Origin of the sequence: Sphingomonas sp. TX0543 (genome assembly GCF_048565505.1) — a bacterium.
In the GTDB taxonomy this organism is placed as follows: Bacteria; Pseudomonadota; Alphaproteobacteria; order Sphingomonadales; family Sphingomonadaceae; genus Sphingomonas.
Genome location: NZ_JBLZUS010000004.1, coordinates 272,448 through 298,583 on the forward strand (window position 1 = coordinate 272,448; position 26,136 = coordinate 298,583).

Genomic DNA, 26,136 nt, shown 5'->3' on the forward strand with positions numbered 1-26,136 from the left:
TGCCGCTGTGATGACCAGTGCTGCTGCTCCCAAACGCCCGATCATGCCTTCTGCCTCCCGCTGAGCGAAGGACGGCACGCAGCAGCAGCAGCCGCAGTCGACCATTGCCGAAGAATTTCTGATCCGCTGACTGCGGTGGGCCGCTGTGGTGCCGTTTAACCCCGTCAACGAGGGACGGGCGGTCGATGAAAGCTGGGCGAAACTATAGACGAATGCGTCGCATGACGCCTCTGGCGCCCTCCTCTTGCGCGGCGGTGCATGAATGACGCCGAGCGCACCATCGAAGCGCCTGCTTCTCTCGATCCATGACGTCAGCCCGCGCTTCGAGTCCCAGGTCGACCGCCTGCACGACCTGTTGAGCCGCTACGCACCCGTCGATCGCATCGCGCTGCTCGTCGTCCCGAACCACTGGGGCACGTCACCGATCACACCGGGCAGCCCCTTCGCGACCAAATTACGCGATCTCGCGCACCGCGGCGCAGAATTGTTCCTGCACGGCTATTTCCATCGGGACGATAGTAAGCACGAAGGTCGTCTCGCCCGCCTGAAGGCAACGCAGATGACCGCGGGAGAGGGCGAGTTCCTCGGCATCGACGAGACCGCTGCGCGTATCAAGATGCAGGCGGGCAAGAGCCTGCTGGAAGATATCGCGGGCACCCCGGTCGCAGGCTTCATCGCCCCAGCATGGCTCTATGGTCCCGGCACCTCGGCCGCGCTCGCCGAATTGAATTTTGCCCTCGCGGAGAACCATTTCAGGGTCTGGCAACCCGGCACGGGCCGGACGCTGGCGCGTGATCCGGTGTTGACCTGGGCGAGCCGCAGCCGGTCGCGCATCCTGTCGTCCTTGGCGGCGGCGCGCACCCTTCCCTTGGCAATGCGCTTCCTGCCGACCGCGCGCATCGGCGTGCATCCGGGAGATGCGCGGGTCCCGGCGATCATGACCAGCATCGAACGCGCTGTCGCCGGGCTCGTCCGAACCCATGAACCCGCGCGCTACGCCGATCTGGTGAAGGCTTAAGCCATGAAGATTTTGACCTTCCTGCACAGTTTCGAACCCGGTGGCGTCGAACGCATCGCGCTGCGGCTCGTGCGCGAGTGGCGCGCGTCAGGCTATGATGCGCCGCTCTTCATGGGCCGGACCGACGGCGCGATGCGCGACGATGTCGGGGTCGATCTCGTTTATCATAGCCCGCGACAGCCGCGGATCGGTTCGGGGTGGTGGGAAACGATATGGATGATCGTCACGCTACCCGGCTTCATTCGACGGACACGACCCGACGCACTGTTCTGTGCGGGCAACACCTATGTCGTGGTCGCGGTCGCGATGAAACTGCTGCTGGGCCGCGCCTGTCCTCGCATCGTCGCGAAGATCAGCAACGACCTCGACCGAGCCGATCAGCCCCGAGCCGGTCGTATGGGCTACCGCCTGTGGCTCCGCTTCCAGGGGATGTTCATCGATCGGGCTGTCGCCATGGCCGAACCGATGGTTGGCGAGATCGCCGAATACCTTCGCATCGCTAGAACACGCATCGACATAGTCCCCGATCCAGCCCTCTCCGACGCCATGATCCGGGATTTGCGCAAAAAGTGTGCGCGCACGCCTGCGGTCACGCAAGGTCGTCGATTTCTCGCCGTCGGACGCCTCGTTCCCCAAAAGAACGTCGCGCTCATGCTGCGCGCGTTCCAGCGGGGCGCACAGGCCGGCGATCACCTCACCATCGTCGGTGATGGCCCGGAACGTCCGAAGCTCGAAATTCTGGCTGCACGGCTCGGTGTCGATCAGGCGGTGACTTTTACCGGCTACGTCGCCGATCCGACGAGCCTCTTCAGCCATTTCGACGCCCTCCTGCTTTCGTCGAACTACGAAGGTGTGCCGGCGGTCGTCCTCGAAGCGCTCGCCGCCAACTTGACGGTGATTGCAGCCGGAGCATGGCGACACTACTCGCTGATGGCCGTCTCGGATTGCTGGTGCCGCCCGGTGACACCGCGGCACTCGCCGCTGCCATTAGCGCCGAATGGCCGCCCCGGAACGAGCAGCTCAGTCTCGATCAGGCGCGGCGCTTCACGATCGAGCGGTCCGCCGAGCTATACGCCGCCAGTTTCCAGCGAGCGACACGGTCCGCGAGCGCGACGACGCTGGCCCCGACCGGCACCGCCCCCACGATCGCCTGACGATCAGCCTCCAACCTGAGAGCAATATGCCACCGGTCGTATCCGCCCTGAGCCCTGCCGCGAGCATCGATGCTCGCACCATCCTGCAGCTCGAACCCAAGCCTCTCCTGGAAGGACGTCGACAATGGTCCGCGACTCTCGGGGGCGCCTTGTCGTTGCTGATCTTTTGTGCGGTCGCGTGGCAGCTGCGCACGGTCAATCTGCCGGATCTGGCCGCGATGCTGCCGAGCAGTGGCGCGTTCTGGCTGACCTTCACCTGCTATTTCCTCGCCGGGCCGGCATTGGAGTGGTGCATCTACCGGCGGCTGTGGAGTTTGCCGGCGATCGGCTTCCCCGCTCTCCTCCGCAAACTGATCAGCAACGAGATGCTGCTGAGCTATTCCGGCGAGGTCTACTTCTATGATTGGGCCAGGCGGCACCTGAAGCTCGCCACGTCGCCGTTTGCGGCCATCAAGGACGTCGCCATGTTGAGCGCGCTGGTCGGTAACATCGTCACGATAATCCTCGTGCTTGCTGCCGCGCCGCTGTTCCGAGGCCTGTCCCTCGGCACCGATGGACGTCACCTGGCCGCCTCAATTGCGGTCGTCATCGCTTCTTCGACAGTTATTCTCGTACTGCGCCGGCGACTGTTCAGCCTTTCCCGGCCCGATCTGCGGTTCGTGATATTTGTCCATACCGCGCGGATCGCGACCACGACACTTCTTGCTGCAACGCTGTGGCATCTGCTCCTGCCCGCAGTCGCGCTCGAATGGTGGATCGTCCTTGCCGCCACGCGACTGCTACTGTCGCGGTTACCGTTCATGCCCAACCACGATGTCGTCTTCGCCGGCGTGGCGACGTTTCTGGTCGGTGCGACCTCGCCTATCGCCGACGCCGTTACCCTGGTGGCCGCTACGTCGCTCGCCGGGTTGATCCTGTGTGGGCTACTGCTCGGCATCAGTAGCCTGGCTAGGACGCTCGCCCGATGAGCGTGCTCCTGCTGCTCGCCGCGCAGGCTATGGGCTCAAGTCCTCACTTGGGGAAGAGCGCAGGGCGCTGCCGCCCCGCGGAAGATGGTTCTGCCTTTCTGGTAGAGATCGTTGGTCTGAAAGATCGCAGGGGCTTGCTGAAACTCGAGCTTTATCCGGATCGCGATGGCGACTTTCTTGCCGACGACAATGTATTGCTTGCTGCAGGCAAGACCTTCCGACGGGTGGAGATCCCGGTGCCAAGCTCCGGTCCGGTAGAGATGTGTATCCGCGCGCCCGGACCCGGTCGCTATGCGATCAGCATCCTTCACGACCGCGACGGGGACCGGCGCTTCGCACTGTCGAACGATGGCGTGGGATTTGCCGGCAATCCCAAGCTGGGCTGGTCGAAGCCTCGCGCGAATGACGCGAGCGCGAGCGTCGGGAGCGGCCTAGCGCGCATCCGGATCATCATGAACTACCGCCGCGGGCTTGTCTCCTTCGGACCTATAAAGGACTGACCATGCGCATCGTCGATGTCTGTGCGTTTTGGACTCCTCATGGCGGAGGTGTCCGGACCTATATCGAAGGCAAGATGCGAGCGACCCGTCAAAGGGGTGACGAGATCGTGGTCGTCGTTCCCGGCGAGCGCCTCGAAAGGGCGGTCACGGAGGGCGGCACGATCGTATCGATTCCGGGTCCGCGTTTTCCCCTCGACACCAGATACCGTTACTTCAATGACGAGGAGGCGATGCATCGCGTTCTCGACGACCTGATGCCGGACGTCGTCGAGGTGTCGTCGCCGTGGGGAAGTCCCGCGATGGTCGCTCGGTGGCACGGGACGGCGCTGCGATCGCTGGTGATGCATGCCGATCCGCTCTCCGCCTATGCGTACAGGTGGTTCGGATCGATCGCAGCGCGCCATACGATCGATCGGCGCTTCGAAATATTCTGGCGCCATCTTCGGAGGCTCAACGAGGCGTTTGACCTCGTGGTGTGCGCCAGTGAGGGACTGACTGGACGCATGATCCAGGGCGGGGTCAGCAAAGCGATGACGATCCCGATGGGCGTGACTCCTGGTCTGTTCTCTCCCTCCCTGCGCAATCCGGCGCTCCGCGCGCATCTACTCGCCCGGTGCGATTTGCCCGAGGATGCGACCCTTCTCATCGGCCTAGGCCGACATGCGTCCGAAAAGCGCTGGCCCATGGTGATCGAGGCCGTCGCGGCCGCCGGGAGCCGTCGGCCCGTGGGGCTTCTCCTGTTGGGGCACGGACGGGACGAGGCGACCGTCGTCCGTGCGGCGAAGGGCAATCCGCATGTTCACCTCGGCGCCCCGGTGTTTGACCGACCGCGCCTTGCCACGATCCTCGCCAGCGCAGACGCACTGGTCCATGGTTGCGAAGCGGAAACGTTCTGCATGGCAGCCGCGGAAGCTCGTGCCAGCGGCATCCCGATTATCGTACCCGATCATGGCGGGGCTGCGGATCAGCTGCGCCCCGGCTTCGGCGAGAAATACGTGGCGCGCTCGGCTGCATCGCTTGCCGACGCCATAGTGCGGCAGATTGACGCAGGCGAGACAATGTTGAGGCGCGCCTCCTCCGCCGCTGACAGCGTGACAGACATGCAAGCGCACTTCGATGCGTTGCTCGCGACCTATCGCGCCACGCGACGCGACGCGCCGATCCTGCAGCAGGCCGCCTGACGATGTCGTGGTTCGGTTGCGACCTATCGACGTGAAGCTGATCGACCGATACATCTTCGCGCAGACCTGGCGCAACTTTGCCGCAATATGCGGGATCATCGTCGCCTTGTTGTTACTCGAAAACCTCTCACGACTCCTGCATCTGCTGGAGAACGTGGAAGAACCCATTTCTCTTCTGCTTCAGTTCCTGCTCGCGCTCGTGCCGGAATATCTTGGGCTCGGCATCCTGGTAGCGATATTTCTCTCGACGGCGCTCGCCGTACGATCGCTGAGCCTCGCGGGAGAATGGCAGATTCTCGCTGCGACGGGCGTGTCGCCGACCCGGCTTCTCCTGATACCAATGATGTTCGGGGCGGTCGGCGCGACCGCAGAGACCGCCATCAACTTCCACTATCGACCCGTCGGAGAGCGCAGGCTCGATCAATTGTTAGACGAGGTTCGGCTCGGTCGACACGGCGTCGGTGCGACGATCCGCTCGATCGTCAGCTTTCCGAACGGCGTGACGGTCACGATCGACGGCCATGATCGCGCGACGGGTATGTTGACCGGGGTATTCGTTGCCATGCCCGAGGTAACGCTTACGGCTCCGCGGGCACGCGCGACTCACGATGGGTTCGGCACAATCGTGCTTAGGCTGGAGAATGGTCGAGGACTGACACGCAGACGTGACGGGTTCAACGTCCTGTCCTTCCGATATCTGACGGTTCGCATCGCAACCACAAACGAGAAGGCGTCTACCGTAAGTCTGCCCGCGCTCGATCGTCTTCCTCTGGACAAAATCGTCGAATTGGCGATGCGCGAGACCTCAAGATCCCAAACCTCGATGCCGGCGCTCGCTTCGATCGCGTCACGGCTGACCTACAGCCTCATGGCGCTCGTCGTTCCGATCCTAGGGCTCGCGCTTGGATCACCTCCCATGCGCGGAAGGTCCGGGGCGGGACTCGTATTGGGTATCCTGATGATCGTCGGGTTCGTCCGCGCGGCGTCCTTCGTGGAAAGCTCTTCGTTGCAGCGACCCGTCTTCGCCAGCGGCGTGCTGATGTTGCTGATCGGCGGAGCAGCCGGTCTGCTTTGGCGGCTCGAAATCAGATCCGGACCAGGCTTCGTAGATCGATTGATCGATCGTCAGCTCGTCAGTCCTCTCCTCTACCTCGCGAAGGGAAAGGCACGAACAACGCTTAAGGTATAGTGCTAGCGGCGACCGCTCGTTCATCTACATTGGGATTTCTAAACTGACGCCCAACCTTGGTGCAAACTAGGGTGGCGTAGAGAGAAAAGCGTGCCCGATCCGGCACGCAGGAGATAAAGTCATGATCAGGAAGACATTGATCGCTGTCGCTACCGCCGCTCTCGCGACCGTATCGGTCAACGCCGCTACCCCGACTGCGAAGCTCGGAATGGCAAAAGCGCGCTCGATCGCGCTGAAGGCGGCGCCTGGCCGCGTCCAGAAGTCGGAGTACGAGAAGGAAGGCGGAGGCTGGCGCTATTCGTTCGACATCCGCCAGGGCAACCGCATTCATGAGATCGGTGTCGACGCGCACACCGGCAAGATCGTCGAAGACAAGTTCGAAGCCTTGGGCGCGAAGGATTGAGTTGCATGATGCGCGTGCTGCTCGCCGAGGACGATATCGACACGGCACGGCTTATTGCCGGTGATCTCACCGGCCGGGGCTATGACGTGACGATGGTTGCTGACGGCGACAGTGCGCGCACCTATGCGATCGAAGAACGATTCGACCTCGCGATCGTCGATCGAATGCTGCCATCGCTTGATGGCGTTGGCATTGTGCGTGCGTGGCGAGCCGCTGGCATCCGCTTGCCGGTGCTGATGCTCACCGCGCTTGGCGGCATCGCCGACCGGGTTACCGGGCTTGGTGCCGGTGCGGACGATTATCTGGTTAAGCCGTTCGCGCTGGCGGAGCTGGCGGCCCGGGTCGACGCGCTCCTGCGCCGGCCGCCGCTCACAACCCAGCCGACCCGCTTTCAGGTTGGGGACATCATGCTCGATCTGCTCTCCCGCGACGTGCGGCGCGACGGCCGGGAGATCCGCCTCCAGCCGCGCGAATTCGCAATCCTCGAGCACCTCATGCGGCATGCGGGCCAAGTCGTGACCCGGACGATGCTGCTGGAGACGATCTGGGGTTTCCACTTCGATCCCCAGACCAACATCGTCGAGAGCCATCTGAGCCGGATGAGATCCAAGCTTAACGCCGGTTTCGCCGTAGATCCGATCGAGACGCTGCGCGGGGTTGGTTACCGGATGCGACGGGATGGGTGAGCTCTGGCGAAGCGCCGCCTATCGTATCGCCTTCGTCTATTCGGCCGCATTCGCGTTGGCGATCGCGGTGCTCGGCGCCATCGTGTTCGTGGCGGCGGATGCCGCCTTCCGGCATCAGCAGGACGTCGCACTGGCCGACGAGACAAAGCAGCTCGTGGTGGCCTATCGCGCAGAAGGGGTGTCCGATCTGCTGGATGCGCTGGCGGCCCGTGGCGACGCCAAGGGCATTGCCGCGTTCGGATACGCGATGTTCGATCGTGAAGGCCGGCGCATCGCCGGGGATCTCGACACCCGACCACCACCGCCGGGCCTTCACGACATCCACTTTCGCGATCCCGAGGAGGGTCAGGACGCCGCACGCGCCATGACCACTATCCTGCCTTCCGGCGAGCGGTTGGTCGTCGCGATCGATACCGAGGGGCTGGAGCAGATCGACCGCACCATCCTTGGCCTTTTCATAGGCGCATTTGGGATCGTGGTCATGGTCGGCATTGCCGGTGCGCTGATTTTGGGCGCCTATCTGCGCCGGCGTCTTTCGCGGATCGAGGCGGCTGCGCGTGCGATAGTGGGCGGTGACCTGACGCGGCGCGTGGCGGTATCCGAGCGAGGCGACGAGTTTGACGCGCTTGGCGCGACGCTCAACGCGATGCTCGACCGGATCGAGCAACTGATGGAGAACCTCCGCCAGGTGTCCTCGGATATTGCGCACGATCTCCGCACGCCCCTGTCGCGGCTACGAACGACACTGGAGGCGGCGCGCGAGAAAGATCCGGTCGGCCAGAGAAAGGCGATCGACGAGGCTGTCACGCAGGGGGATGCGATGCTGTCGTTGTTTGGCGGCATCCTTCGCATCGCCGAGGTCGAGGGATCGACCCCTATAGCGTTCGAGCCGGTCGACGTGACCGCCTTGGTGGACGATATCTGCGAGGCATGCACGCCAGCGGTTGACGATGGCCACCGCTCGCTGTCGTGCCAGGCCGCCCCGGGTATGACCGTGAAGGGAGACCGCGAGCTTCTGGCACAGGCAATCATCAACCTCCTCGACAATGCGCAGGCACACACGCCGCCAGGAACGGCGATCACCATCACGGCATCTAGCGCGGACGGAAACGTCTGCGTCAGCGTCGTCGACAACGGGCCAGGCATCATGGAACACGATCGCGAGCGGGTGACCCGCCGGTTCGTGCGTCTCGATCCCGCACGATCTTCAGCGGGTCACGGACTCGGACTGAACCTCGTCGCTGCTGTGGCAAAGTCGCATGGCGGGCGCCTCGTGCTCGAAGACGCGCATCCGGGACTGGCCGCAGCTCTCGTCTTTCCGGAGCTGATTCGATGAAGACCGGCTTTTCGCTCCTGTGCCTGGCAGGTGCTCTGACAGGGTGCGCGCACTACACGCCGCTGCCGCTCGAGAACGGCGTGGACGTCCCGCTTTCCGTCCCTTCCTCGGAAGGACTGACGGCAGCGGCAGCGGAGCTCAAACGCCCCTATCTCCAGCCGACGACGATCGACCTGTCACAGCCGTTGGATCTGAACGCGATCGCGACGATCGCCGTCATCGCCAACCCGGATCTGAAGGCGCAGCGGGTTCGCGCTGGCGTTGCGGATGCGCAGGCATTTGCCGCCCGGCTGCTGCCCGACCCGACCTTTAACATCGGCGCCAACAAGGTCTTGTCGGGACCCGATGTCCTGCTTGACCTTGCTTCCGCACTCGGGTTCGATATCCAGTCACTTCGCACCCGCGGCGCACGGATCGCTCAAGCCGAGGCGCAAGCCCGTCAGGTCCGGCTCGATCTTGCCTGGGCTGAATGGCAGACCGCCGGTCAGGCCCGCCTTCAGGCGGTACGGGTTGTCGGACTGCAGCGTGCACAAGCGATCACGGCCGCGTCACGGGACGCATCGCGGTCACTCCTGACGCGCACCCTGCGCGCAGCAGGCCGCGGCGACCTGTCTGGCGATCAGATCCAGGCCGCCCGGGTCGCGGCATTCACCGCCGAGCAGCAGGCAAGGACCACCGAACGCGACCTGAACGTTGCGCGGTTCGCCCTGACGAAGCTGCTCGGGCTGCCGCCGGCTTCAATCCTTCGGTTGGCGATCACCGCCGATGCTGGCGCTCCGCCGGACGCCGAGCGTCTCTTCGCCCTCGCGCGGAGTGCGCGCAGCGACCTGGCCGCCTTGCGGCAAGGCTATTCCGCTCAGGAGGCTGCGGTCCGGCTTGCCATCATCCAACAATTCCCGACGTTGGACCTGACGGTTAACGCCAACCGGGATTCTGCTGGTAATGTCCTGACCGGCCCCGCGGTCGCCTTCACACTGCCGCTGTGGAATCGCAACCGTGGCAACATCGCCATTGAGCGCACGACGCGCGAGGCGCTGAAGGCGGAATATGAGGCGCGCCTGGTCCAGGCGCGGGCGGATATCGCCGCAGCAGTCGGCGGCATCGCGGTCGCCGAACGTCAGCGCGCCACGGCACTTGCTGACCTCCCGGCACTGACCCGCTTCGCGGCCGCCAGTCGCCGCGCCGCGAACCGAGGCGACCTAGCCGCAGCCACTGCCGAGACAGCCGAACAAGCTTCGCGGGACCGCGAACTCGTGGTGACACAGACAAGCCAGGACCTGGGGGAACAGATGATCGCACTCGAACTCCTGACCGGCACGCCCCGCGCGGAGTGGCTGAAGTGAGCGGCCGGATTGCGATCGTGCTGGTGGGCACGGCTCTCGCCTCCTGCAGCGGTTCTGGCACCGACACCCAGAAGGCCGCGGACCCGGTGGCGCTGGTCAAGCTCGCACCCGTGACGAACGGCGCGGTATCAGAACAGACCGCGGTCTATGGCGCGGCGGAGCCAGGCGCCGGTGCCACCGCAACGCTGGTGGCTTCGGAGGAGGCGCGGATAGTCAGGATCGTGGCACCGGTTGGGACGCGGGTCTCGGGTGGCCAGCTCGTCGTGCAACTCGCGCCTGGGCCGACCGCGAGCCTTGATCTCGTCAAGGCGAACAGCGATGCACGCGCGGCCGAGGCCGCTTATGCGCGGGCTGGACGCCTGCGTCAGGACGGCCTGGTCGGCAATGCCGAGGTCGAACAGGCCCGCGCAGCCGCGGCGACCGCCGGCGCAACCCGGTCCAGTCTTGCGCAGCGCACCGCATCGCTCGCCCTGACCGCCCCATCACCCGGCATTGTCCAAGCGGTCACCGGGTCGCCGGGCGATCTCGTCCAGCCCGGCACCTCGATTGCCACCATCGTCCGGGACGGCGTCGTCCGCGCTCGCTTCGGGATCGATCCGGCGATCGCGCAATCGTTGAGACCCGGTCAGCCAATCAGAATCGAGGGTAACGGAACCCGCGGCCAGCTGACGGTGCCGATCGATGCGGTCGATCCTGTCGTTGATCCGCAAACCCGGCTTGCCGCCGTTTTTGCGCGACTTCCGGTCGGCGCGCGGATTGGCACCGGCGAGATCCTCACAGGCGCCGTCACGACCAGCGCTGGCTCGGGCCTCCCGAGCATTCCCTATGCCGCACTGATGGATGACGGCGGCCAGCCCTATGTCTTCGTCGTCGCGAACGGTACGGCGCACCGGCGCAACGTGCGGACCGGGGCGAGTGATCGCAGGACCGTTGCGATTGTTGAGGGTGTCAAGGCCGGCGACCGGGTCGTGGTCGAAGGCGGCACCGCGATCGAGGACGGCATGAAGGTCCGCACCCGGTGAGCGTCCTGTCCCGCCACGCAAACGCGCTTATTCTGGCCGCCCTCATCATCGTTGCCGGGGGTGCCGCAGCAGCGTTGCGCATCCCGGTCAGCCTGTTCCCCTTCATCAGCTATCCTCGGGTGGTGGTGGCAGTCGACGCCGGCGAACGCGACCCCGCGCAGATGGCGGCGCAGATCACCCGCCCGATCGAGATCGCACTACGCGGCGTGCCGGGCGTGACGCATGTGCGATCAACAACCAGTCGTGGTTCGGCGGAGGTTGCGCTCTCTTTCCCCTGGGGTCAGGATATGGCCGGCGCCACGATGGCGACCCAGGGTGCACTCGCAACGGTCTTGCCCGATCTTCCGGCGGGCGCGCGCTTCGAAGTACGCCGATCAGATCCGACTTTGTTTCCCGTCCTGGGCGTCGCACTCACTTCATCCTCGCTTGATCCTCAGGCATTGCGTCAGCTTGCCGATCTGAAGGTTCGCCCCGCCCTCCTCGCCGTGTCCGGCGTGGCCGGGGTCGATGTTCTGGGCGGAAGCGCCCGCGAGTTCGCGGTCGATGTCGATCCCGCACGCGCCACGGCGCTGGGGCTCAGCCTCGCCGACGTGGCGACTGCGATCGGCAAGGACAATGCGGTTCAGGGCGTCGGGCGGCTCGAGGATCGCCACAGGCTTTATCTGGTGCTGGCCGAGAACCGGCTTGCGTCGATCGCCGACCTCGCCGCCACGCCGGTCAAGGCGGGCCAGACAGCCGCTGCAGGGATCGTCACGCTTGGCCAGATCGCAACGATTACCCCATCGGTCGCCCCCAGTTACACCCGCATCACCTCGGACGGGAAAAGCGCGGTGCTCGTCAATGTGCGCCAGTCGCTGACTGGGGACACGGTCGGCATCGTCCGGGAAACTGCGGCCCGGCTCAAGACGCTGGGTCTCCCGCCGAGCGTCACCGTCACGCCCTTCTATGATCAATCGGAACTGGTGACGGGAGCTGCCAACGCGGTGCGCGATGCGATCCTGCTCGGTGCCGTGCTCGCCGGGGTGGTGCTGTTCGTGTTCCTCCGTTCGGGCCGCCTCATGCTCATCACGGGGCTGATGCTGCCGGCCGTCCTCGCGGGAACGTGCCTCGTTCTGCTCGCGCTCGGCATGAGCTTCAACATGATGACGCTCGGCGGGATGGCGGCGGCGGTCGGTCTCGTCGTTGATGATGCCGTCGTGATGCTGGAGCATATCATGCGGCGACTCCAGGAGGGCCAGGCGTCGGACCGGCGCAGCATTGTTGACGCGGCGGCAGAAATGACCCGCCCGCTCGTCGGATCGACCACGGCCACGATGGTCGTCTTCCTGCCGCTGGCGTTCGTGACAGGCGTAACGGGGGGGTTCTTCAAGGCCCTCGCGCTGACGATGGTAGCTGCGCTCGGCCTGTCGCTGCTGTTCACGCGCTTCGTCCTCCCGATCGCGGCGGCCCGTTGGGTCGGCGCCCGCGAGGCGGAGGCGGCCGAGCGGGCCGGTGGCGTCCTCGCCCGGCTCGGCCGCAGCTATGAATGGTCCGCCGACCGGGCGTTCGGGCTCCCGGCGGTGTTCGCGGCCATCGTGGCGCTGGTTTTCGTGGGGGCCGGATGGATGGCCTGGCGGCATGTCCCGTCGGGATTCATGCCCGCCATGGACGAGGGCGGGTTCATCCTCGACTACAAGGCGCAGCCCGGCGCGGCGCTTAGCGACACCGACCGGCTGTTGCGCCAGGTGGAGCGGATCATCGTGGCGACGCCGGAAGTGGCGAGTTACTCGCGGCGCACCGGCGCACAGCTGGGCGGCGGGCTTACCGAAGCCGACGAAGGCGACTACTTCATCCGCCTGAAGGGCGGGTCGCGGCGTCCGATCGACGCGGTGATGTCCGATATTCGCCAGAAGATCGATTCCGACGTCCCCGGGCTTCAGGTCGAGACCGCGCAGCTCATGGAAGACCTGATCGGTGATCTCACCGCGGTCCCGCAGCCGATCGAGGTCAAGCTGTTCGGCGATGATCCCGCGGTGCTGGCGACGGCGGCAAAGCAGGTCGGTGACGCCATCGGCCGCATCAGCGGGGTGGTCGAAGTCGTTGACGGGCTTCGGGTTGCCGGCGACACCGTGTCGATCGCGGTAAATCCGCAGCTTGCCCTGCAACAGGGTCTCGATCCGACCGCCGTCGCGGGGCAGTTGGAAACGCTGATCGGCGGCACGCAGGCGACACAGGTCCGGCTCGGCGAACAGCTGGTGACGGTGCGCGTGCGCGCGCCTCAAGCCCTGCGGTCACGCGCCGACGAGATCGCCAGGCTGCCGCTCGTCGCGCCAGATGGTCATTTTGTCCGCGTCGGACAGGTCGCGAGAGTTTCTATCGTCGGCGGCCAGAAGCAATTGACGCGAGAGGATCTGGCGCCGTTCGTGGCGGTGACGGCCCGGCTCGAGGGTCGCGATCTTGGTTCCGCAATGACCGAAGTCCGCAAGAGCGTCGCCAATCTCAAGCTGCCCGCTGACGTCCGGGTCGATTATGGCGGCCTCTACACGCAGCAGAAGCAGAGCTTCGCCGACCTGACGTTGGTGTTCGTCGCCGCGTTGCTGCTCGTGGCGTTGCTGATCACCTTCCTGTTCGAGCAGCCGATGTGGACGATGGCGGCGGTCGGAACCGTGTTGCTGTCGGCTGCGGCAGTCCTGATCGGCCTGTGGGTTACCGGGATCGAGCTGAACATCTCGGCGCTGATGGGCCTCACGATGGTGGTCGGGATGGTGACAGAACTCGTGATCTTCCTTTTGGCCGAACTCGATCCGTCCAACCCGCTCGACGCTGCCGGCTTGCGGGAAGCGGCCGGCAAACGGCTTCGACCGATCGTCATGTCGGCGCTGATCGCGATCCTGACGCTCAGCCCGCTGGCGCTGGGTCTCAGCCGTGGCACCGGTCTTCAGCAGCCGCTCGCGACCGCGATCATCTTCGGACTGACGGCGGCCGTACCGCTCGTCCTGTTGTTTCTGCCCGCGGCGCTCCTTGCACTGCGGTCGCGCAAGAACGGTGCCGTCACCGCCCTATGATCGCCTTCCTATTTGCCGCGGCGCTGGCCCAGGCACCGACGCTTCAGCAGCGCCTCGCGCTCCCGCTTCCCGAGCAACGCCGGCTAATGGTCGAGCGGATCCGCACCGATGTTCGTAAGAGCGCCCCAAGCGCCGCCACGCCCGCGCTTGACCGCGCGCTGGAAATAATCGGTAAGCTGCCCCGCGAGGACTTCGTGGCGCCCGAGGGTCGCCGCTTCGCCTATGTCGATACGCCGCAGCAGATCGGATATGAGCAGACGATCTCCGACCCCTATGTGGTCGCGATCATGACCGCGGCGCTCGACCTTCCGCCGGCTGCCAATGTCCTCGATGTCGGCACCGGTTCGGGATACCAGGCGGCTGTTCTTTCGAGCTTGGCTGCCAAGGTTTGGTCGATCGAGATCGTGGATCCACTCGCCAAGGCAGCGGCAAAACGCCTGAAACGGATGGGCTATCGCAACGTCGCCGTCAGAAGCGGTGACGGGTTCGCCGGATGGCCTGAGAGCGCGCCTTTCGACGGGATCATCGTCGCTGCAGGCTCTGCAACCGTACCGCAGCCGTTGATCGACCAACTCAAACCTGGCGGTCGGCTCGTCATGCCGATTGGAAAGTCGCAGGTCTTCGAGCAGCTCCTAGTCATTACGAAGCAACTCGATGGTTCGCTAAGCCGCTGCTCGCTTGGTTGGGCGATGTTTGTACCATTGACCGGCAAGGGACAGACCCCCGATGATCCACGGGCGCTGTTCGACCGATCGATTCCGCTGTGTCATGGTAATCCGATCACCTGAGTGGATGCTTGCCGACCCGCCGCTTGCGGCGCGTCTGCTACAAGGGAATGACGTTCGTCGCGACGCACGGTTAACATGCTATTGGAAAGCCCAATGAGATCGTCCGACGACGGTACGTCGATCATCGGGCCATAACTTCCGAAAAGATTTGATCGGCGATCGAAACGTAGCGCGACGATGGGAACCCCGTGAGCCAAGGCATCGAGCAACCGGTGTTCATACCCGTCATGCAACCGCGCGAAAATAAATACGGCGCGAGGATCGCAAATCCAATAATCGCTGTCGTCTGCATCGGCGAACGAGGTGACACCGTCGATCCGAAGCGCCTCGACCCATTTCGCCATTTTGCGCCGCTTCTGCGCGCATCCCACGATCGTCAGCCGCTCGCCTAGCTTGCCCGCAAGGGCGAACGCCCGGATGATTCTGATGAGCTGGCGGACGTCGCCGCTGTCCCCGAATGCGATGAAGGAACGGTCCATAAAGGCAGGACGATGCTGTGCGGCGCTACCGCAGTCCGCCTCGTTAGGTCTCAGAGCAGGTCGAACGTGGCGGCTGCGGCTCGATTTATTGGGGTATCATCCGAAGCACGGGCCAAAGTTTCTACCGACAACCCGGTTGCGAACGTTTTTTCGATCAGGTGACTGCGGCAAGGCACTCACCGTGCCGTCCGGCTGCGAGGTCATGGAAGGAGACGTTCGCCAACCGACGGGCGATACCTTGCGCACCTCGCCGGAGAACGACCGTATGCTGATAACGATGCCGCTTTCTGCGATGGTTCAGCCTGTCGGTCCGCTATCCCCGGACGTGGCAACTGACCAGTCCGCTTCCGCGCTGCCTCCGGCATCGCCGCCGACCGCCGCGACCGACATCGCGCAGACCGTGCCGACGGGGCCCTCCCAGCCCGACGCGACCGGGGAGATTGTCGTGACTGGTCGTCGTCGGTCGGCAGGTGACCCGCTTGAGGCGATCAACGCGAAGTCCTTTGAGGCGACGCAGGCCGTCGACAAGGCCGTGTTCGGTCCTGTCGCTTTGGCATACAAGCGGGCCATGCCAAGCCCTGTTCGAAGCGGCCTGCGCAACTTCTTCAAAAACCTGCGCGAGCCAGTCGTTTTCGTGAACTACGTTCTGCAGCTTAAACCCGGCAAGGCCGCCGAGACTGCTGGTCGCTTCGCGGTGAACACGACGATCGGCGTGGCAGGATTCGTCGATATGGCGAAGCGCAAACCATTTAATTTACCTCGGCGCCCGAACGGCTTTGCATACACTCTGGGCTATTATGGGGTAAAACCTGGGCCTTTCATATTCTTGCCTTTTCTTGGTCCGACCACGGTGCGTGATGCCATCGGCGGGTTGATCGACCGCGCGGTCGTACCGGGTATCGGCGGACCGCCATTTAATCAGCCTGCGTATGTCGTGCCAGCAACAGGGCTGGGCGTGCTCGATCGACGGGCTGAGTTCGATGAAGACCTGCAGCGCATTCGTGCGAGCGCAGATCCCTATGTTGCGCGTCGCGATTTTTATCTTCGGAAACGGCAGCGTGAGATCGACGCGTTGCACGCGTCGTCGCTGTCACATACCAAGGTGACCGACCCGTCCTCTGCGCCTCCGCCGGCCTCTTCAGTCATGGTGCCGATTAACCCCGCTGCGGTCAAACTAACGCAGGGTTCGCCCACGATGGATGCACCAGCGTCCTCACCGATGTTGTAAGTCAGGCAGTTGATCACGCACGCGGGCTGACGACTCTGTTCGCAGAGGTGTAGACGATAGTGGCTAAAGACTCACTAAGTTCATCGCCATTCGGCGGTATCGGCACATCCACTACTGCCAACAAGGCTCAGAGCTTGTCTTTAAGGCCTTTGGCAGCCGCGAATGATACTTTCTTGGACGCGGCGATGTCCATCGGCTTACCGGTCGCGGGGTTACGGCCCTGGCGTGCCGGGCGATCCTTCACCGAGAATTTGCCGAAACCAGGAATCGATACTTCCTCCCCGCGTCCGGCCGCCTCAGCGATCTCGATAAAGACGGCCTGTATCGTCGCCTTCGCCTGCGCCTCGGTGGAGTTGGTTGTGGCAGCGAGCTTCTTCGCGAGGTCGGACGTGTTCATACGAGGCATTCTCCGGTTGATCGTGTGCAATCATAGTGGCTGCCGGTTGTGAGACAACCAAGTTGCTCGACCACATCAACGCCGGCATTTTTCGGCGGGATCGATGGGTTCGACGATCGTGAAGGAGAGAGACGGCTGCAGGCAAATTTCGTTTCGTCCGGCTCGAGGAGTCGCGGACACCCTTGGAACGCCGACAATCGGACAGCCAAGCCCGAGGCGTGCGTGTTGACGGATCTCCTCTAAAGCGGCGCGCCTACGCGCACAAATGCGGTGATCGTTCTAACCGGCCCGACGTGAGATCGCGTAGGTTCCGCACCCGAAAGCACGAACCTCTGCGACATAACGCCCGCCCGGTCGGTCGAGGCTCCCAACTCGCTCTTCAGTTCGGTCCTGCGATCGTTGACCTCTTTCATGACGCTTAAGCAACGGGGCGAAAGTGGCGAGCTGCTGTTTCACGATCGATGTCGAATCCGATCTCCATCTCGCCTGCTTCCGACTTGCCGGCACTTTCGCGGCCGCGGACGTTGAACGGTTGATCGTCGAGCGCGACCGAGCATTCCACGCCTTGACCTCAAAGCAGAATCGCCACCTCGCGCTCGTGGACATACGGCATATGACGCCTCAAGGGTTGAGCAGCTTCGCTGCGTTCGGCCAGCTGTTGTTGCAGCGCGAACCGCGCGCGCTGCGCCTCGCCTTTCTCATCGTGACAAATCTGGCGAGCATGCAGGCCCAACTCGCCGCCCATGGTCGAGGAGCACAATTTTTCTTTGACGAGGATCAGGCGCGATCATGGCTGCTTGCCCATGACACCCCGCCTCTCGCGTTCCCGATTGTCGCTTCTGGCAGCGTGCTGCAGCTTGATCCGCCCCCATGTTCGATTGCTTAGAGAACAATGCAACCTCCTGCTAGTGACGGCCGAGAAGCGCGGCCGCGTGTTCCGGGATCCGAAAGTGGAGCGCCGCAGCCAAGCCGCCCGTCGCGAAAAGGAACCAAAGCGCGGGCGGAAGCTGCGGGGTGCGGACGTTCGGCGCCGTGCCCCACACGGACTCGCGATAGCGCTGCCAGACCCGATTGATCCGATGGCGATCACGACTCTCGCCCGAACCCGACCTACCCGGTCGCATAGAGCGCGATCGCCAGAGACATGCAGAAGATCGAGAGCCAGATCACGATCTGGCCGAAGATGTGGAGGACGAGCCCCATCCAGCCGTAGCGACGGCGAAGCGCGATCCCGCTCGCGACCGCGACGAAGAACGCGATGGTGACGGGCATCGAGATCGACGGCGAACGCTTCAGGCTCGCCTCGACGATCGGCACGAGACCGACCGCCATCACGGCCCCTGTACATTGTTCGGACACAGATTCACGGTAGCGGTTTGACGAGCAGCGGCATGAGGCCGTTAGCGTCGAGATCGAGGCGATCGGACCAGACATAATCGCCAGTGAGATTGATGCGGTCCCATCCAAGCGGCGAAAGCCGAGTCAGCATAGTGGGATCGATCGGCGTGCCGCGACGGCGCATTTCTTCAATCGCGCTGCCGAGATATCGGCAGTTGAACAGTATGATCGCAGCGGTGACGAGGTTGAGCGCAGCAGCCCGAGTTTGCTGGTTTTCCAAGCCACGATCACGAAAACGGCCGAGTCGGTGGAAAGCGACTGCCCGGGCCAGACTGTTGCGCGCCTCGCCCTTGTTCAATTCGGCGGTAACGGTGCGGCGCAGAGCCGGATCGTCGAACCAGCGCAGCGTGAACGGCGTGCGCTCAATCCGCCCGACCTCGCGCAGTGCCGCGGCAAGGCTGTTCTGCTGGCGGTAGGCGGACAGCTTCTTCAAGATCAAGGATGGCGTGACGGTGCGGTCACGCATCGCTCCGATGACACGTTCGATATCCGGCCAGTGGTTGACGATCAGGTCCGGGTTGAGCCTGTGACCGAACAGCGATGCGAGCCTGCCATAACGCTTCGGGGGTTCGAAGGCGTAAAGGCGCCGATCTGACAAACGGGGAATGCGCGGCTCGAAATCGAGCCCGAGCAGATGCATCGTCGCGAACACGATATCGGAAACGCCGCCCCCATCGACGTGCAGCGCGGTTAGATCAGCGTTGCTATCGTGGCCGAGAATGCCGTCGAGCGCATGGATAGCTTCCCCTGCCGTACCGGCGATCACAGTCTGGTGAAGTGGCGCGTACCGATCGGTGATGGTGGTGTAGATCTTGACCACCGGGTCGCGACCATAATGCGCATTGACCGCTCCGCCGGCTTCACCCGGGCCGCCTAGGTAAAAGGCCTGACCATCTGCCGACGCCCGGTGCCCCTGCCCGAACCATGCGGCGATCGGTTCGGCGTGGATGGCATCGGTCAGACAGGCGAGCGCTGCTCGAAAGGTTTCCTCGCGCATGTGCCATGTCTGCATGCGCAGCAGCGCCCGGCGTGACCCTGCGCCGCATACCTCGGCCATGCGCGACAACCCGAGATTGGTCGCCTCGGCAATTAGGGTGGCGAGGAAGGCGCGCTCGTCAGCAGGCGGCAGCCCGGTTGAAACGTGACCGAAATGCCGGGTGAAGCCGGTCCAGTGTTCGACCTGGGACAGCACGTCGGTGATACGGGTAGCAGGCAGCATACCGTAACAGGCGAGCGTCAGGTGCCGCCCTTCATCTTGCCTGCCGTCATCATCCTTCTGCTCTTTGGGAAAGCGTAATCTCTCCCCGGCGAATAGGGCGGCATCACGCCCGTCCAGATTGCGGGCAACGCCGCGCAAGGCGCTGTCGAGTTGCTCAGCGCGCTGATCGAGCCATGCATGTGGGTCGCCGAGTGAGAACGGCGGTTGGACTGTTGCGCCTGGCGATGGCGCAAGCAGCACGTCCAATGACCGATGCATCCGCGACGTCGGCACCCAGATATCACCCGATGCCAGCGCATTGGCGAGCGCGCCGTAAGTCGCCATCTCCCAATGCGTCCGGTCGATCTTTCCTGCGACCACGACATGGCGTTGCCAGCGCCGCTCGACATGACCGAGCGGAACGTCGGCGGGAAGGGGTTTGCGCCAGTCGCCATCGAGATCCGACAGGACCATCATCGCATTGCGCAATGTCGCGGTGCCGGCCCGGCCGTAGAAATCGAGCGCTTGCAACCATGCGGACGCGGTGCTCGGCCGCGACGATGATCTGCTGCATGCCGTGGCTGCCTGGGAAGCGAGAACACCGGAAGCCGTTCGGCTGCGTGAGGTCCGCCGTTCGTTCGTCGAGCAGCATCCCGAACTCTATGGCAGGCGCTGACTGTCGTCGGGCACCTCACGGGTGTCTGCGGCGTCCGGCTCCAAGCGCCTCCACGACCATCCAGCTCCCGCGAGCACCTCCTCAATCCACTGCGCGACCTGCCCCGGCTCGCCGCTGCAATACCAGGTGAGGTCGTCCCCCTCCTCGCGCACCCAAGCCACGGCATGACCGGCCCGCCGAAAGCCGTAGGAGACCTCCACTCCATCCGGCCCGAACCAACGAGTGTTGGTGAGCGCGCACCAGAGGTCGACGCCGCACGCGCCGTCCGCTCTCACCTGCTCGCCGAGAAGACGGTCGAGAACGGCCTCGAACGCCTTGTAGGGCCGGTAGGCGCGGCTGCTGGGCTGACCTTGAAAGTCGGTGCGGCTAAAGAACGGAAAGGCTGCCTCCATACGTTGGTCCGCACTGGCGCGGTCCCAGGACCATATCACCTTACGCCTTGCGCCACACCGCCGATCGCTCGGGCGGCTAACGCCGGCTTCCCGCGTCCGGAAACAACCCCGGCATCCAGCTCCCCGCCAGCTTGGCTGGAAAGGCGATCTGGAGAGGTGCCCGGGAGCTGTCGGCCGTCAGCACGCCGAGGCTCGTCAGCGCCGAGGTGACCCGGCGCGCCTGGCGTTCGCCGGTGCCGACGATGCTCTCCACCTCGCCACGCGGGAGCTCGCCTCGGTACAACGCTGCGTCGATCACCTGGATGGCCTTGGCCGGCAGCCTTCCCCGATCCGTCTCTTCGGCCGCCCAGCGCCGGATGCGACTGCGCAGCTGCTCGGGCTCGACCAAGCCGGCCATGAAGTCGACCTGGTCGATGCAGGTTTTGAGGAAGAAGGTTGTGAAGCTCGCCAGCTCCTCCTCGCTCAGCGTGCCCCTGCCATCGAGGTCGTTGCGGCGGGCCAGGTCGCAGGCGGCAAGGTGTCGCTTGTAGGCCTGCACGTTGCGGCCGAGGCCGCGCGCGATCGACCACACGCCGCCCGTGTCGAGCGCATCGAGCAGCATGCCATGCGACATGAGGCGGGCGACCCGACCGTTGCCGTCGAGAAACGGATGGATCCAAGCGAACCGGTGGTGCGCGGCCGCCAGCGATACGATGGCGTCGGTTGCGCGGCGCTTCTGATACGCCCAGGCGAAGTGCTCGAGGAAGCGCGGCACGGCCCCGGGACTAATCGCAATGTGCTGCCCGACCCGGACATCGCGGGTCCGCAAGGCACCGGGCTCGACCGGAACGCGCTCGCCGCCGTCGACCGGTTCGATCCAGAGCATCGACTCGGGCAGATGCTCGCAGAAGCGCCGATGGACCTCACGCAGGCCCTCCACGCTCGTCGCGCGGCCCCCCAGCCCTCCCCCATCAATCCAGCCCTGGACTGCGATGTGCGCGGTCGCTTCCAACTGGAGGTCACGCTTGGCCGGGTCGGCGCTGAAATCGTTCTTCAGCGCCCGTTCGATGTCGACGGGATGAGTGTCATGCCCCTCGATCAGGTTGCTGTAGTAGCAGTTCATCGCCCGGACGAGGTCGGCGAGCCCCATCCGCATGGCGGGTGGCAGGCTGCTGCGGAACGCGGCAGATTTGGCGGTCAGTTCGAGCGCGAGATCGACGGCTTCACGGTATCGTGAACCGCCCTCCCCTATCTTCATGGGCTGCATGGCCCCGATGCCCTCGCCCCGGTCGGCGACCGCCTGGATGTCCGGTTCTTTGGCCATGTCCCGCAGCCTCTAGATCACTCTCTTGCCTTGCTAACGTTGTCCTATGCACGTGATACCGGGCCGCTACAATGTCCGGTTTGGAGGCCGGCAAATCAGTGAACATTGAAAAGAACAAAGCTGATCCGCCCGCCCATATCGCCTTGCGATCCCTCACATGTCGAAGTCGTAATCGTGGTCGATTTCGATCTCGGGCTCCTTTATCAGCTCTTTCACGGGAACCGGCGCTTGCCGGATAGCCTCCCGGGCTGGTTTGGTAGGCTCGCTGCCAATGGATCGGAGGGCGGCGCTCATTGCGTCCAGCTGGCGACGATCGCTTGCGCCTGGATCGTCCAGTCGGGGCAGCTCGCCCGTGGCTGGATCGAACCGCTCCCTGCCGGAAAGTGAGAGCTCGGGTGCCACGTCGCTTGCGTGCGGAACGTCACCACGATGCGCTTCGATCGCGCTAGCGAGTGCTTTCTTGTCGTCGGTGTGCAGCGACACGTCCTCGCGCGCGCGGGTCTGGAGCACGTAGTAGAGGCTCTCGCTGTTGAGCAGCCTGTCGCGGCTGTCCATCACCGTGATCGCGCGATCGACCGTCATCCCTTGCGCACGGTGCATGTTGATCACGGCGCCATGGCCAAGCCGCTCGCGCATCGGGTCGTCGGGCCCGATCACATGATTCCGGTCACGGCCGCACAGGTGGAGCGTGTCGCCATCGATCGCAGTAAGGGTCACTGCGGCACCGTTCGACATCCCACGCTTCAGGTCGCTGGCCGTAAAGACCAGGCGATCACCCTCGCGCACCTCGATCTCGCCGGGAACGGAGAGCGCGGCCCCCTCCCCTCCCGATCGGAGGCTCTTGGGATCGAAGAGCCCGGTGTGACCGTCACGGGCGAGCTCGAGCATACCGCTCGCCCGATCGATCAAGCCAACCTCGTAGGATCCCGGCACAAGCCCTGACTGGTGGCGGTAGATGTCGAGCCGCATACCCTCAGCCCAGTGCCGGATCTGGCGCAGCTCCTCACGGGTAAGGTTCAGCGTATCCCAGCTGCGCAGGCTCACGGCATCCTCGCCAAGCTTGCCCTGAGCAAGCAGCTCGGCCCTGACCGTTTCCAGCACGGCTTCGCGCAGGACGTGGCCTGAGGTGAGCAAGGCGGTGCGGTCGCGCTCCTCGGGCAAAAGCTTCAGATACTCGACGACGGCCGCTCCCGCCGGATGAGCGCTCTCCTGCACCTTGTCCGCGAGCCGTTCGAAGGCGGCAACGACCCTGCCCTCGCGCGCAAGGGAAGCGGCATCACGGAGCACATCGGTCTTTTGGCGCCGGTTCTCGGTGAGCCGCACCGTCGGAGCTCCCGCCTCCTGCAGCAGCGCGAAGGGTCGCCCCGCCTCAACCGCCGGGATTTGCTTCACATCGCCTACCAAGACCAACTTGGCGACGTCGCCGTTCCGGGCGACCTCGAACAGCCCGGCAAGCTGACGCGAGGACACCATGGAGGCCTCCTCCAGCACCACAACCTTACCCTTCACCAGCGCCGAAAGTTGCTCGTTCGGCTTGGCCGGGCCGACGCGGCTACCATGCTCCTTCAGCACGGATGCGAGCGAGCGCACCTCCAGCCCCCGTCCGGTCAGGTCATCCAACAACTTGTTCTGCGGGACCAGTACCAGCATCCGCGCCCCTACTTCCGCGCCAATCTCCCGTACGAGTTCGAAGAGGAACGACTTGCCGGTGCCGGCATCGCCTTGGACGACCTGGATGCGGTTGGTGCCGGACAGCATGGCGTGCGCCGCAACGCGCTGTTCAGCGGAAAGTGTGACCTCGCGCCGATCGGCCGCGCGGTCGAGTGCGGTGTCGACCGAGGCCGCATCGAGGATGGGTGTCCCCTGCCCCACCCCGCCATGCGCGGCCGCAACCAGCGCCTTTTCCGTCACCAGCATGTCGCGGGTCGTGAGCCGGTCTGCGTGCAGGCTGCCACGCGGCCCCGAGATGAGGACACCCGCCTCGCGCAGCCGCTCGATGCGCGCCTCGATACCGCGCACCGTCGCGCCCTTCTCGGCCAGATCGAGGCTGCTCTTCAGCAGGTCCGTGTAGGTGAAGCTCGCTTCTCGCTCGCCGAGGTGCCGAACGCCGGCCGCGACCGCGTAGCCGCTCGCCAGTTCGCCGCTCCGGCGCACCGCATCCGTGCCGTGGAGCAGCGGCTCGGGTCGTGGTCCGAAGGCATGGGTGATGCGCTCGAGCAAAGCGGCACCCCAGGCACGCACAGTGCTCAATACCGACCGCGGCCGCTCGACTCCTCGCGCGGCGTCCACGACGGCGGAGATGGCGGCACCATGTACCTCGGCCTTCTCGGCCCACATGGCGCGGGCAACCGTGGCATCGCCCGCCTGTTTGGCATCGCGGGTACTGACCGCGATCGTCTCCATCGCCTTGGGGCCGGAGGCGCCGAGCTCAGCCGCCCGGCTGAGGATCTGTTCGCGCCGGGCGCTAAACGCATCGATTGCGGCACGCGGTATGCCGCTGATCTCGAATTGGCCGTGCTTGCCGGTTATCTCGGTCCGGTAGCCGAGCTGCTCCAACCGGGCACGGAAGTCGGCGTGGAAGACGGCACCGATGGTGCTAGAGTGCTTCCACAGGGCCGGATTGTGCAGGGCGACCCAGCGGCCGTCGCCGCGTTGCGCGGCGTTCGCCACGACGACATGGGCATGTGCCTGCGGATCGAGCTTTCGGCTCAGGTCATGGTGAAAGATCGCGTACACCAGGCGACCGGGCTCGATCACCGCGCCGGCCTTGCCTGACCGCACCTCCCCGAACCGCTCCTCGGCCCACGCCATGGTGCTCCGAATAGCTTCGGCAAATGCCGGCATGACCCGCTCATCGCGTCCGATCAAGGCGACCAGCGACACTGACTTCGGCGCGCTGAACGTCAGCTCGAAACCCGGCGCTCGCTCGCCGTTGCCGCCTCTTGCAATGACGGCCCCGTTGGGCAGTTTGCCGTCCAGCACCTCGGAGAATGTTCCGGCATCCACGGTGCCGGACAGACCGAGTTCCTCGGCCCCTCCCCCGCCCCATTCGGACGGTCCCGCCTGCTCGCCGGTGTAGTAGTTGTCGGCCGCGTAATAGCTCGCCGCATCCCCGCCGCCGGCGATCGAGTTTGGGCGAACGGTCACGGCGTCTTGCTTTCCAGAGGCGGAAAGGTGAGCCGGCAGGGAAACGGCTTCTTCATGCGCTTAGCATGGGCCGCGCACTCGGCGTACCGGACCCGAAATGTGTCACTGGCGAGAAGGCCTTTTGTCTCCGCCATGAGCTCGCCAGTCGTGCGCCCATCGCCTGCCAAGCTCCATGCCGCAGGTACCGCGTCACTTTCACCCAGGAGACGAATTGAGAGCCAGCGGGTAGGTGCGGTATTGGCGAACAGCAGACAGATCAGAACAAGTCCGGCGATGCCAAGGGCGGCACCTACGCCAAGCTTTGTACGCGTATCCGACTGACGCTTCTCAATCCGGTCGAGCTGCTTTCCGAAGCCCTTTGCCTGCTCCTCGACGGCTTTAGTGACATTGCCAACGGAGACGGCGAGAGCACCCTGCGCTTCCTTGAACAGGACCGTGAAGTCGGTCTGGAACTTCGCGATCAAATCGCGGAGATGTCCGGTCCCGCCGGTCTCCTTGATGGTGGTCTTGATCGCGTCGAAACCTGCGTTCAAGGCGCCGGGTAGGTCCTTCGATTGTTGGGCGATCAGGGCCGAGACGCGACGGGTAACCTCGCCGATTTGAGCGGTCTGTTCCTCCATCCGATCGGCATGGCGGCGCTCGCGCTGTTGACGCACGGACAAGGCCGCTTGGGCCTCCCTGTCGAACATGGTGGTGACCGCCTGTTCCACGAGATCACGGATGGGGATGTTGCGCCGCTTGGACTCGGCGTCCAGCCGGCTGTGGACGTCACTCGAGACGTCGATGCGCCTGCGACCAGCGTCGGTCATCGCCGCAGTCTCGAACGCGCTTCGGCCAGCATGCGGGTCGCCAGCTCGGCCCGTCGTTGCCGCAACTGGGCAAGACCCTTCTTGCTGTCGGGGCCACGCCCGACCTGCGCTTCCGCGACGACCTCCAGGCCGGCACGGACCTTGGTCAGCTGGTCGAGAAGGATCTCGTCCAGCGGCAGCAGCTCGTCTTCGAGTGAGCGCACCAGCGTGTCCGCTACCCAGGCGCTGCGCGTCTTGCCGACCTGGCCCGCGCGGCGCTCAATGCCGGCGAGCTGGTCGGGTTGCAGGTACACCGTGATCGGTACGCGCGCCATGCGGACACCCCTTCTGCCCGGTAGCGAGTGTGCATTGCGCCTACGGAGCGCGCAAGGAGGAAGTGCAGAGCAGCGCAAGCAAAAACTGCGGGTTTCCTTGCCCTATCCGCTCTGTGGACCAGGACGGACCAGATGGTCCGGGCGCAGTATCCGCATAGGACCA

At 64.7% G+C, this 26,136-nt stretch carries 23 protein-coding genes and 1 pseudogene; 15 read left to right on the top strand and 9 right to left on the bottom strand.

Translation table 11 applies throughout. The features are described 5' to 3' along the window. Window positions 1-262: 262 nt before the first annotated feature. From ACM61V_RS20910 to ACM61V_RS20970, 13 genes are all read left to right on the top strand, one after another. Entirely contained in the window at window positions 263-1,018 is a 756-nt protein-coding gene (locus ACM61V_RS20910; RefSeq protein ID WP_419714674.1) for a DUF2334 domain-containing protein, read from the top strand. Window positions 1,019-1,021: 3 nt separating this feature from the next. Continuing rightward, on the top strand, window positions 1,022-2,191 hold the full coding sequence (locus tag ACM61V_RS20915; RefSeq protein WP_419714675.1) for a glycosyltransferase: 1,170 nt from the start codon (window positions 1,022-1,024) through the stop codon (window positions 2,189-2,191). A gap of 136 nt (window positions 2,192-2,327) precedes the next feature. After that, window positions 2,328-3,140 (top strand): hypothetical protein, encoded by an 813-nt coding sequence (locus ACM61V_RS20920; RefSeq protein WP_419714676.1) that lies wholly within the window; start codon window positions 2,328-2,330, stop codon window positions 3,138-3,140. Next, complete coding sequence (locus ACM61V_RS20925) at window positions 3,137-3,640, top strand: DUF2141 domain-containing protein (protein ID WP_419714677.1); 504 nt, start codon at window positions 3,137-3,139, stop codon at window positions 3,638-3,640. The genes ACM61V_RS20920 and ACM61V_RS20925 overlap by 4 nt, the downstream gene beginning before the upstream one ends. 2 nt (window positions 3,641-3,642) lie before the next feature. Further along, window positions 3,643-4,821 (top strand): glycosyltransferase, encoded by a 1,179-nt coding sequence (locus ACM61V_RS20930; protein WP_419714678.1) that lies wholly within the window; start codon window positions 3,643-3,645, stop codon window positions 4,819-4,821. Between the two features lie 31 nt (window positions 4,822-4,852). Beyond that, window positions 4,853-6,010: an LptF/LptG family permease gene (locus tag ACM61V_RS20935; protein WP_419714679.1), complete on the top strand. Its 1,158-nt coding sequence runs from the start codon at window positions 4,853-4,855 to the stop codon at window positions 6,008-6,010. A gap of 121 nt (window positions 6,011-6,131) precedes the next feature. Next, window positions 6,132-6,413 carry a PepSY domain-containing protein gene (locus ACM61V_RS20940; RefSeq protein WP_419714680.1) on the top strand — a complete coding sequence of 94 codons (282 nt, stop codon included), beginning with the start codon at window positions 6,132-6,134 and terminating at the stop codon, window positions 6,411-6,413. Window positions 6,414-6,421: 8 nt separating this feature from the next. After that, complete coding sequence (locus tag ACM61V_RS20945; protein ID WP_170172123.1) at window positions 6,422-7,099, top strand: response regulator transcription factor; 678 nt, start codon at window positions 6,422-6,424, stop codon at window positions 7,097-7,099. Beyond that, a complete protein-coding gene (locus ACM61V_RS20950; RefSeq protein ID WP_419714681.1) occupies window positions 7,092-8,435 on the top strand; it encodes an ATP-binding protein in 1,344 nt (447 codons plus the stop codon). The genes ACM61V_RS20945 and ACM61V_RS20950 overlap by 8 nt, the downstream gene beginning before the upstream one ends. Next, window positions 8,432-9,778, top strand: a complete 1,347-nt coding sequence (locus ACM61V_RS20955; RefSeq protein ID WP_419714682.1) for a TolC family protein — start codon at window positions 8,432-8,434, stop codon at window positions 9,776-9,778. The genes ACM61V_RS20950 and ACM61V_RS20955 overlap by 4 nt, the downstream gene beginning before the upstream one ends. Beyond that, the gene (locus ACM61V_RS20960) at window positions 9,775-10,800 is read left to right on the top strand and encodes an efflux RND transporter periplasmic adaptor subunit (RefSeq protein ID WP_419714683.1); all 1,026 of its coding nucleotides are present in this window, start codon (window positions 9,775-9,777) and stop codon (window positions 10,798-10,800) included. Before ACM61V_RS20955 ends, ACM61V_RS20960 begins: the two co-directional genes overlap by 4 nt. Next, window positions 10,797-13,844 (top strand): efflux RND transporter permease subunit, encoded by a 3,048-nt coding sequence (locus ACM61V_RS20965; RefSeq protein ID WP_419714684.1) that lies wholly within the window; start codon window positions 10,797-10,799, stop codon window positions 13,842-13,844. The genes ACM61V_RS20960 and ACM61V_RS20965 overlap by 4 nt, the downstream gene beginning before the upstream one ends. Continuing rightward, on the top strand, window positions 13,841-14,632 hold the full coding sequence (locus ACM61V_RS20970; RefSeq protein ID WP_419714685.1) for a protein-L-isoaspartate(D-aspartate) O-methyltransferase: 792 nt from the start codon (window positions 13,841-13,843) through the stop codon (window positions 14,630-14,632). The genes ACM61V_RS20965 and ACM61V_RS20970 overlap by 4 nt, the downstream gene beginning before the upstream one ends. Here the strand turns inward: ACM61V_RS20970 and ACM61V_RS20975 are convergent. After that, window positions 14,611-14,976 carry a hypothetical protein gene (locus ACM61V_RS20975; RefSeq protein ID WP_419714686.1) on the bottom strand — a complete coding sequence of 122 codons (366 nt, stop codon included), beginning with the start codon at window positions 14,974-14,976 and terminating at the stop codon, window positions 14,611-14,613. The genes ACM61V_RS20970 and ACM61V_RS20975 overlap by 22 nt on opposite strands. A gap of 73 nt (window positions 14,977-15,049) precedes the next feature. Between ACM61V_RS20975 and ACM61V_RS20980 the strand changes: the two genes are divergently transcribed. Then, complete coding sequence (locus tag ACM61V_RS20980; protein ID WP_419714687.1) at window positions 15,050-16,339, top strand: VacJ family lipoprotein; 1,290 nt, start codon at window positions 15,050-15,052, stop codon at window positions 16,337-16,339. Window positions 16,340-16,466: 127 nt separating this feature from the next. Here the strand turns inward: ACM61V_RS20980 and ACM61V_RS20985 are convergent, their stop codons facing one another. Next, window positions 16,467-16,736 carry an HU family DNA-binding protein gene (locus ACM61V_RS20985; protein ID WP_419714688.1) on the bottom strand — a complete coding sequence of 90 codons (270 nt, stop codon included), beginning with the start codon at window positions 16,734-16,736 and terminating at the stop codon, window positions 16,467-16,469. 532 nt (window positions 16,737-17,268) lie between these two features. Between ACM61V_RS20985 and ACM61V_RS20990 the strand changes: the two genes are divergently transcribed. Next, window positions 17,269-17,622, top strand: a complete 354-nt coding sequence (locus ACM61V_RS20990; protein ID WP_419714689.1) for a hypothetical protein — start codon at window positions 17,269-17,271, stop codon at window positions 17,620-17,622. A 224-nt stretch (window positions 17,623-17,846) separates the two neighbouring features. Here the strand turns inward: ACM61V_RS20990 and ACM61V_RS20995 are convergent, their stop codons facing one another. The 7 genes and pseudogenes from ACM61V_RS20995 to ACM61V_RS21025 form a co-directional block, all read right to left on the bottom strand. After that, entirely contained in the window at window positions 17,847-18,068 is a 222-nt protein-coding gene (locus tag ACM61V_RS20995) for a hypothetical protein (RefSeq protein ID WP_115381740.1), read from the bottom strand. A 31-nt stretch (window positions 18,069-18,099) separates the two neighbouring features. Then, a pseudogene (locus ACM61V_RS21000) lies at window positions 18,100-19,911 on the bottom strand (Tn3 family transposase); the annotation flags it as partial. Window positions 19,912-19,992: 81 nt separating this feature from the next. After that, on the bottom strand, window positions 19,993-20,400 hold the full coding sequence (locus ACM61V_RS21005) for a hypothetical protein (protein WP_115381509.1): 408 nt from the start codon (window positions 20,398-20,400) through the stop codon (window positions 19,993-19,995). A 76-nt stretch (window positions 20,401-20,476) separates the two neighbouring features. Next, on the bottom strand, window positions 20,477-21,703 hold the full coding sequence (locus ACM61V_RS21010; protein WP_419714690.1) for a Fic family protein: 1,227 nt from the start codon (window positions 21,701-21,703) through the stop codon (window positions 20,477-20,479). Window positions 21,704-21,856: 153 nt separating this feature from the next. After that, on the bottom strand, window positions 21,857-24,850 hold the full coding sequence (mobF, locus tag ACM61V_RS21015; protein ID WP_419714691.1) for a MobF family relaxase: 2,994 nt from the start codon (window positions 24,848-24,850) through the stop codon (window positions 21,857-21,859). Then, window positions 24,847-25,659, bottom strand: coding sequence for a hypothetical protein (locus ACM61V_RS21020; RefSeq protein WP_115381515.1), 813 nt, complete (start codon window positions 25,657-25,659; stop codon window positions 24,847-24,849). Before ACM61V_RS21020 ends, mobF begins: the two co-directional genes overlap by 4 nt. Continuing rightward, window positions 25,656-25,973, bottom strand: a complete 318-nt coding sequence (locus ACM61V_RS21025) for a hypothetical protein (protein ID WP_115381517.1) — start codon at window positions 25,971-25,973, stop codon at window positions 25,656-25,658. Before ACM61V_RS21025 ends, ACM61V_RS21020 begins: the two co-directional genes overlap by 4 nt. Between the last annotated feature and the right edge of the window lie 163 nt (window positions 25,974-26,136).

What these genes read in the sequence shown, in the direction of transcription:
- ACM61V_RS20910 (WP_419714674.1), top strand. Translation starts at nt 263, where the DNA reads ATGACGCCGAGCGCACCATCGAAGCGCCTGCTTCTCTCGATCCATGAC.
- ACM61V_RS20915 (WP_419714675.1), top strand. Translation starts at nt 1,022, where the DNA reads ATGAAGATTTTGACCTTCCTGCACAGTTTCGAACCCGGTGGCGTCGAA.
- ACM61V_RS20925 (WP_419714677.1), top strand. Translation starts at nt 3,137, where the DNA reads ATGAGCGTGCTCCTGCTGCTCGCCGCGCAGGCTATGGGCTCAAGTCCT.
- ACM61V_RS20930 (WP_419714678.1), top strand. Translation starts at nt 3,643, where the DNA reads ATGCGCATCGTCGATGTCTGTGCGTTTTGGACTCCTCATGGCGGAGGT.
- ACM61V_RS20940 (WP_419714680.1), top strand. Translation starts at nt 6,132, where the DNA reads ATGATCAGGAAGACATTGATCGCTGTCGCTACCGCCGCTCTCGCGACC.
- ACM61V_RS20945 (WP_170172123.1), top strand. Translation starts at nt 6,422, where the DNA reads ATGCGCGTGCTGCTCGCCGAGGACGATATCGACACGGCACGGCTTATT.
- ACM61V_RS20950 (WP_419714681.1), top strand. Translation starts at nt 7,092, where the DNA reads ATGGGTGAGCTCTGGCGAAGCGCCGCCTATCGTATCGCCTTCGTCTAT.
- ACM61V_RS20955 (WP_419714682.1), top strand. Translation starts at nt 8,432, where the DNA reads ATGAAGACCGGCTTTTCGCTCCTGTGCCTGGCAGGTGCTCTGACAGGG.
- ACM61V_RS20970 (WP_419714685.1), top strand. Translation starts at nt 13,841, where the DNA reads ATGATCGCCTTCCTATTTGCCGCGGCGCTGGCCCAGGCACCGACGCTT.
- ACM61V_RS20975 (WP_419714686.1), bottom strand. Translation starts at nt 14,976, where the DNA reads ATGGCGAAATGGGTCGAGGCGCTTCGGATCGACGGTGTCACCTCGTTC.
- ACM61V_RS20980 (WP_419714687.1), top strand. Translation starts at nt 15,050, where the DNA reads ATGATTCTGATGAGCTGGCGGACGTCGCCGCTGTCCCCGAATGCGATG.
- ACM61V_RS20985 (WP_419714688.1), bottom strand. Translation starts at nt 16,736, where the DNA reads ATGAACACGTCCGACCTCGCGAAGAAGCTCGCTGCCACAACCAACTCC.
- ACM61V_RS20995 (WP_115381740.1), bottom strand. Translation starts at nt 18,068, where the DNA reads ATGGCGGTCGGTCTCGTGCCGATCGTCGAGGCGAGCCTGAAGCGTTCG.
- ACM61V_RS21005 (WP_115381509.1), bottom strand. Translation starts at nt 20,400, where the DNA reads ATGGAGGCAGCCTTTCCGTTCTTTAGCCGCACCGACTTTCAAGGTCAG.
- ACM61V_RS21010 (WP_419714690.1), bottom strand. Translation starts at nt 21,703, where the DNA reads ATGGCCAAAGAACCGGACATCCAGGCGGTCGCCGACCGGGGCGAGGGC.
- ACM61V_RS21020 (WP_115381515.1), bottom strand. Translation starts at nt 25,659, where the DNA reads ATGACCGACGCTGGTCGCAGGCGCATCGACGTCTCGAGTGACGTCCAC.
- ACM61V_RS21025 (WP_115381517.1), bottom strand. Translation starts at nt 25,973, where the DNA reads ATGGCGCGCGTACCGATCACGGTGTACCTGCAACCCGACCAGCTCGCC.